The 6,479-nt window shown below is 64.6% G+C and carries 5 protein-coding genes; 2 read left to right on the forward strand and 3 right to left on the reverse strand.

From position 1 onward, the window contains the following. Positions 1–32: 32 nt before the first annotated feature. The 3 genes from hutG to hutI form a co-directional block, all read right to left on the reverse strand. On the reverse strand, positions 33–851 hold the full coding sequence (gene hutG / locus NKH80_RS17680; protein WP_352992716.1) for an N-formylglutamate deformylase: 819 nt from the start codon (positions 849–851) through the stop codon (positions 33–35). 421 nt (positions 852–1,272) lie between these two features. Then, positions 1,273–2,808: a histidine ammonia-lyase gene (hutH, locus tag NKH80_RS17685; protein ID WP_352992717.1), complete on the reverse strand. Its 1,536-nt coding sequence runs from the start codon at positions 2,806–2,808 to the stop codon at positions 1,273–1,275. Continuing rightward, complete coding sequence (hutI, locus tag NKH80_RS17690) at positions 2,805–4,040, reverse strand: imidazolonepropionase (RefSeq protein WP_352738316.1); 1,236 nt, start codon at positions 4,038–4,040, stop codon at positions 2,805–2,807. The genes hutH and hutI overlap by 4 nt, the downstream gene beginning before the upstream one ends. Positions 4,041–4,138: 98 nt before the next feature. Here hutI and NKH80_RS17695 point away from each other — a divergent pair, with 98 nt between their 5' ends. Together NKH80_RS17695 and hutC are read left to right on the forward strand one after the other, a co-directional pair. Beyond that, a complete protein-coding gene (locus tag NKH80_RS17695) occupies positions 4,139–5,491 on the forward strand; it encodes a formimidoylglutamate deiminase (protein WP_352992719.1) in 1,353 nt (450 codons plus the stop codon). After that, positions 5,488–6,249 carry a histidine utilization transcriptional repressor HutC gene (gene hutC, locus NKH80_RS17700; protein ID WP_352506564.1) on the forward strand — a complete coding sequence of 254 codons (762 nt, stop codon included), beginning with the start codon at positions 5,488–5,490 and terminating at the stop codon, positions 6,247–6,249. Before NKH80_RS17695 ends, hutC begins: the two co-directional genes overlap by 4 nt. The last annotated feature ends 230 nt before the right edge of the window (positions 6,250–6,479 follow it).

Consider the following 6,479-nt stretch of genomic DNA (forward strand, 5'->3'; position numbering starts at 1 on the left):
GATTGTCCCTTTCGAATGAAGCGCGCCGCGCGTCAGCGCTCGGCCCAGGCGATCGCGGTTTCCAGGATCTTTCTCAGCGTGATGCGGATTGGCGCCGCGAATTCGGCATCGTAAGGCACCGGCCAATTGCCGGGCATGCCCTTGCCTTCGGGCTCGCGCAGATAGCCGCGGTTGGACAGCTCCATCTGCAGCGCGTGGACGCCGTTTTGCGGCTGGCCAAAATGGCGCGTGATCCAGCCGCCCTTGAAGCGGCCATTGACGACGAAGCTCTCGCCGGTTTCGCCCAGAATCGGCCTGACTTTCTCCTGCAGCGTCGGATCGGCGCTCTTGCCGTCGTTGGTGCCGAGATTGAAGACCGGTAATTTGCCTTCGAATAGGCGCGGCAGCACCGAACGGATCGAATGGCAGTCATAGACGACGATCTTCCCATGCAAAGCGTGCAGCCTGTCGATCTCGGCCTGCAGCGCGGCATGATAAGGCACGAAGAACTTCTCGCGGCGCTCGTCGATCTCCGACGGTCCCGGCTCTTCACCTTTGCGGTAGAGTGGATCGCCGTCAAAGGTCTCGGTCGGACAGAGCCCAGTCGTCGTCTGGCCGGGATAGAGCGAGGCGCCGGACGGATCGCGGTTGACGTCGATGACGGTGCGCGAAATCGCCGTATGCACAACGGTCGCGCCGAGGTCTTCTGCGAAGTCATAAAGCTTGTCGATCCACCAGTCGGCGTCACGGCGACCGAGCCAGGGCGAGATTAGCCGGCTGTCGAGGCCGGCGAGATCGATGCCGGTATGCGGGATCGAAACCAGCAAGGGTGCCGTGCCTTGGGTGACGGTGAGCCAGGAGGGCGAGGTCATCGGAAGTCTCCACGCGACAGAACGCCACTTTGCGACCGTCTTTGAACACCGATCTCGCTTTTTGTCGGTTGCGACGTATTTTGTTCTTGCTTTGTGCCGGCAGCTATGCTACTAATTTGCCTATGGTGCTGATTCAGCCCGACGACCCGCCCTCGAGGCGGGTTTTTTGTTTCTGGCCTTGAAAGTTTCGGTGTTGCCGGGCTGAGGTTGGCGGGACAGCGCCCCCCTCTGTCCTGCCGGACATCTCCCCCTCCAGGGGGGAGATTGGCTATCATCTCTACTTTCGCCAATCTCGTAGGATGCAGAAAGGGCGCAGTCCGCGAAGCTGCCAATCTCCCCCCTGGAGGGGGAGATGTCCGGCAGGACAGAGGGGGGCGCGACGGAACACGACCCATCGCGGCGTAACGCAGCGATAACAGTGTCATGACGTAATCCCCGGCAGCTTCACCGCGCTTGCCGCTTCCACCGCCGCGCCGCTGCGTACCATGGCGATGGCCTTCTCCATGTCCGGGTGGAAGTGCCGGTCGTTGTCGAGATGCGGCACCTCTGCCCTGACCAGCCGGCGCACCGCCTCCAGTGCCGCGCTCGAGGCCAGAGGCGCATGGAAATCGCAGCCCTGTGCGGCGGCCAGCAATTCGATGCCGATGACGGCCGTCGCATTCTCGACCATGCCGATGAGCCGGCGCGCCCCATGCGCCGCCATCGAGACATGGTCTTCCTGGTTGGCCGAGGTCGGGATCGAATCGACGCTGGCCGGATAGGCTTTTTGCTTGTTTTCAGAAACCAGTGCCGCGGCCGTGACCTGAGGGATCATGAAACCGGAATTCAAACCCGGCTTGGGCGTGAGAAAGGCCGGCATGCCCGACAGCGCCGGGTCGACCAGCATGGCGATGCGCCGCTCCGACAGCGAGCCGATTTCGCAGACGGCGAGCGCGATCATGTCGGCGGCGAAGGCCACCGGCTCGGCGTGGAAATTGCCACCCGAAAGTGCGGAGTCGTCCTCGGCAAAGATCAGCGGATTGTCGGTGACGCCGTTGGCCTCGGTGGCGAGCGTGTCCGCGGCCTTGCGGAGCACGTCGAGTGCTGCGCCCATCACCTGCGGCTGGCAGCGCAGGCAATACGGATCCTGCACGCGCTCGTCGCCGACGCGGTGCGATTCACGGATGGCGCTGCCGGCCATCAAATTGCGCAACGCCTCGGCCGTCTCGATCTGGCCGCGATGTTTCCGGAGCAGATGGATGCGTGGATCGAACGGAGCGTCGGAGCCTTTGGCGGCATCGGTCGACAGCGCGCCGGCGACCAGTGCCGACTGGTAGAGCACCTCCGCTTCGAACAAAGCGGAAAGCGCATACGCGGTCGAGAACTGGGTGCCGTTGAGCAGCGCCAGGCCTTCTTTGGCGCCCAGTATCACCGGCTCCAGGCCGTGCGAAACGAAGGCGACCTTGGCGGGAAAGCGGCCATGCGGGGTAAAGCACTCGCCGACGCCGATCATCACCGCGGTCATGTGCGACAGCGGCGCAAGGTCGCCGGAAGCGCCAACCGAGCCTTGCGCCGGCACCACGGGAATAACGTCGTTGGCCAGCATCGCCTCGAGCAGTTCGATGGTCCGCGGCCGCACGCCGGAGGCGCCCTGTGCCAGGCTGGCCAGCTTCAGCGCCATCATCAGCCGGCAAATTGCGACGGGTATCGGCTCGCCGACGCCGGCGGCATGCGACAGCACGATGTTTCGCTGCAGCGTTTCCAGGTCGGCGGCGGGGATGCGAACACTGGCCAGCTTGCCGAAGCCGGTGTTGATGCCATAGACCGGCTCGCCTTTGGCAACGATCCTGGCGACAGCCTCGGCGCTGGCCTTGATCTTCGGCCGGCAGGCATCGTCGAGTCTCAGTGCGGCGCCGCGATAGATGGCGCGCCATTCGGCCAGCGTGGCATTGCCTGGCCTTAGCTTGAGTTCGGTCATTGTCCCCTCCAGATGCGGGCATGCAGCGGGTTGAAGCCCATGCGGTAGACGAGTTCGGCTGGGCGTTCGACGTCCCAGATCGCCAGATCGGCGGATTTTCCGGCCTCCAGCGTACCGGTCTGTCCAAGCAGCCCGAGCGCGCGGGCAGCCTCGCGCGTGACGCCGGCAAGGCATTCATCGACGGTCAGGCCGAACAACGTCGCCGCCATGTTCATGGTCAGCAGCAGCGAGGTCAGCGGCGACGTGCCGGGATTGTTATCGGTGGCAACGGCCATCCTGACGCCATGCTGGCGAAAAAGGGCGATCGGCGGCTTCTTGGTCTCGCGGATGAAGTAGTAGGCGCCGGGCAAGATGGTCGCCACGGTTCCGGCCTTCGCCATCGCCGCCGCACCTGCCTCGTCGGTATATTCGAGGTGGTCGGCCGATAGCGCACGATAGCGCGCCGCAAGTTCGGCGCCGTGCAGATTGGACAGCTGGTCCGCATGGAGCTTGACCGGCAGGCCCGCCGCCTTCGCGGCATCGAACACGCGGGCGATCTGCTCCGGCCAAAATGCAATGCCTTCGCAAAAGCCGTCGACGGCATCGGCCAGGCCCTCGGCAGCGATGGCCGGCAAAATCTCGTTGGCGACAAGATCGATAAAGGCGTCCTTGTCACCTTTTGCTTCGGGCGGCAGCGCATGGGCGCCGAGGAAAGTGGTCCTGACCGTCACCGGCCGCTCACCGCCCAGCCGTCGCGCGGCGCGCAACGACTTCTTCTCGTTTTCGAGGTCGAGACCGTAGCCGGATTTGATCTCGACTGTGGTGACGCCTTCGGCGATCAGCGCATCGAGGCGCGGCAGCGACTGGGCGACCAGCTCGTCCTCGCTGGCGGCGCGCAACGCCTTGACCGAGGAAACGATGCCGCCGCCGGCCTTGGCAACCTCTTCATAGGTGGCGCCGGCCAGCCGCATCTCGAATTCATTGGCACGGTTGCCGGCGTGGACAAGATGAGTGTGGCAGTCGATCAGGCCAGGCGTGATCCAGCGACCGTCGCAGTCGATCGCCTCGGCGCTTTCGCGGAGCGCTGCCGGCATGTCGGCTTCCGGCCCGGCATAGACAATCCGGCCATTGCGCACGGCGATTGCACCGTGCTCGACGACGCCTGACCCGGTGCTGCTATCCACCATGGTCGCGAGGCGCGCATTGCGCCACAGGCGAACCTCCCCTGCCCGGCTTTTGCTCTCTGCAGCCATCATCTTTTCCGTTTCAATCGGTGACGATTATGTATATACATATCAAAAGGCACTGCAAGCACTATCATCGCATGGCAGACCGGGATTTGGAGAAAAACGTGACGGCAATCTTCGCGGAACAGGCACTTCTGCCCGACGGCTGGCACAGCAATGTGCGGATCGTCATCTCCGACGGCAGGATCGCCACGGTCGAGGCGAATACCTCGCTCCTGCCTGGCGACGAGCGCCATGCCATCCTTTTATCCGGCATGCCGAACCTGCACAGCCACGCCTTCCAGCGCGGCATGGCCGGGCTTGCCGAATTGCGCGGGCCTTCCGCCGATAGTTTCTGGAGCTGGCGCGAGGTGATGTACCGTTTCGCGCTGTCGATGACGCCGGACCAGGTCGAGGCGGTCGCGGCCCAGCTCTATGTCGAGATGCTGGAGGCCGGGCTCTCGCGCGTCGGCGAGTTTCACTATTTACACCACGACCGCGACGGCCGGCCCTATGCCAACATCGCCGAGATGGCGGAGCGCATCATTGCCGCAGCGTCCGAGACGGGCATCGGGCTGACGCTGTTGCCGGTGTTCTACGCGCATTCCTCTTTCGGCGGCGCTGCGCCAAATGAAGGCCAGCGGCGGTTCATCAACAATGTGAACCAGTTCTCGCGGCTTGTTGAGAAATGCCGCGAATCCGTTCGCAGCTTGAATCAAGGCGTTGTCGGCGTCGCCCCGCACAGCCTGCGTGCCGTGACACCGGAGGAACTGGAAAACATCACGGTGATGGCGCCGGAGGGGCCCATCCACATCCACGTCGCCGAGCAGATGAAGGAGGTCGAGGACTGCCTTGCCTGGTCCGGGGCGCGGCCGGTCGAATGGCTGCTTGCCAATGCCAAGGTCGACCGGCGCTGGTGCCTGATCCACGCCACCCACATGACCGACACAGAGACGGTGCAAATGGCGAAAGGCGGCGCCGTTGCCGGCCTTTGTCCGATCACCGAGGCCAATCTCGGCGACGGCACCTTTGCCGCGTCCTTGTTCATGCAGCATGGCGGCCGCTTTGGCATCGGCTCGGATTCAAACGTCCTGATCGGCCTGCCGGACGAGTTGCGGCAGCTCGAATATTCGCAGCGCCTCGCCCACCGCGCCCGCAACGTGCTGGCCGTCGCCGGCGGCTCGACCGGCCGTGCTTTGTTCGACGCAGCGCTCGATGGCGGCAGTGCCGCGCTGGGCGCCGGCCCCTCGCAGATCGCAGCAGGTGCCCCGGCCGATTTCGTCTCGCTCGACGGCAAGCATCCATCGCTGGCCGGCAAGACGGGCGATGCAATCCTTGACGTCTGGATTTTTGCCAACGGCACCAAGATCGACTGCGTCTGGGTGCATGGCAGGAAACTGGTCAGCGGCGGCATGCATGCCAGGCGCGATGCTATCGCCGAGCGGTTCCGCAAGGTGATGACGGCGCTTTCGGCATGAGCATGATCGCGACAATAAGCGCGGATTCTGGAAGCGCGGACGGCGGCGAGGTTCTTTCGCTGCACCAGCGCATCCTGTCGGACATCAGCGAACGGATCCTGTCGGGTGCCTGGGCGCCCGGCCACCGCATTCCGTTCGAGCATGAACTGACGGCCGAATACAATTGTTCGCGCATGACAGTGAACAAGGCGCTGTCGCAACTGGCCAAGGCTGGGCTGATCGAGCGCCGGCGTCGTTCGGGCAGCTTTGTCCGCCGGCCGCAATCGCAGGCGGCCGTTCTCGAAATCCACGACATCCGGATCGAGGTCGAGGCACTTGGCCTGCCCTACCGCTATGAGCGCATGGCGCGAAGCGGAAGGCGCAGCAGCGCCGACGACCGAGCCCTGCTGGAACTCGACGTCGCCGGGCCGGTGCTGGCGCTGGAATGCCTGCATTTCGCCGGCAAGCGGCCGTTTGCCCACGAGCAGCGGCTGATCAACCTGGCTGCCGTGCCGGAAGCCGCCGAAGAGGCGTTTTTCGAGACCGCGCCCGGTCCGTGGCTGATCGGGCGCGTGCCGTGGAGTGCGGCCGAGCATCGCATTCGCGCGGTTGCCGCCGAAAAGCACATCGCGGCGGCGCTCGACATCGAGACCGGCGCGCCGTGCCTGGTGATCGAGCGGCGGACATGGAGCGCCGAGCACCCCGTCACCCATGTCCGGTTCACCTATGCGGCAGAGAACCACACTCTCGTGGCAAGGTTCACGCCGTCGCAGGGGTGAGCTCCTAACCCTCCCCCTTGAGGGGAGGGTCGCGGAGCAAATTGCCGCGCGGCGGCATTTTGTGACGCGGGGTGGGGTCGGAGCAACCTCGCCGACCCCACCCCGTCTCGCAGTCTCCGCTTCGCTTCGACTACTCGCCGACCCTCCCCTCGAGGGCAGGGGAATCGCATATGGCGATTTTGGGGTTGAGTTTAGGCTGAGAAAGGATTCTTTGGAGAGGCAGTTGAGCG

Source organism: Mesorhizobium sp. M0904 (genome assembly GCF_040319475.1).
Lineage (GTDB): Bacteria > Pseudomonadota > Alphaproteobacteria > Rhizobiales > Rhizobiaceae > Mesorhizobium.

Coding starts and splice junctions, on each gene's coding strand:
- hutG (WP_352992716.1), bottom strand. CDS start 851: ATGACCTCGCCCTCCTGGCTCACCGTCACCCAAGGCACGGCACCCTTG.
- hutH (WP_352992717.1), bottom strand. CDS start 2,808: ATGACCGAACTCAAGCTAAGGCCAGGCAATGCCACGCTGGCCGAATGG.
- hutI (WP_352738316.1), bottom strand. CDS start 4,040: ATGGCTGCAGAGAGCAAAAGCCGGGCAGGGGAGGTTCGCCTGTGGCGC.
- hutC (WP_352506564.1), top strand. CDS start 5,488: ATGAGCATGATCGCGACAATAAGCGCGGATTCTGGAAGCGCGGACGGC.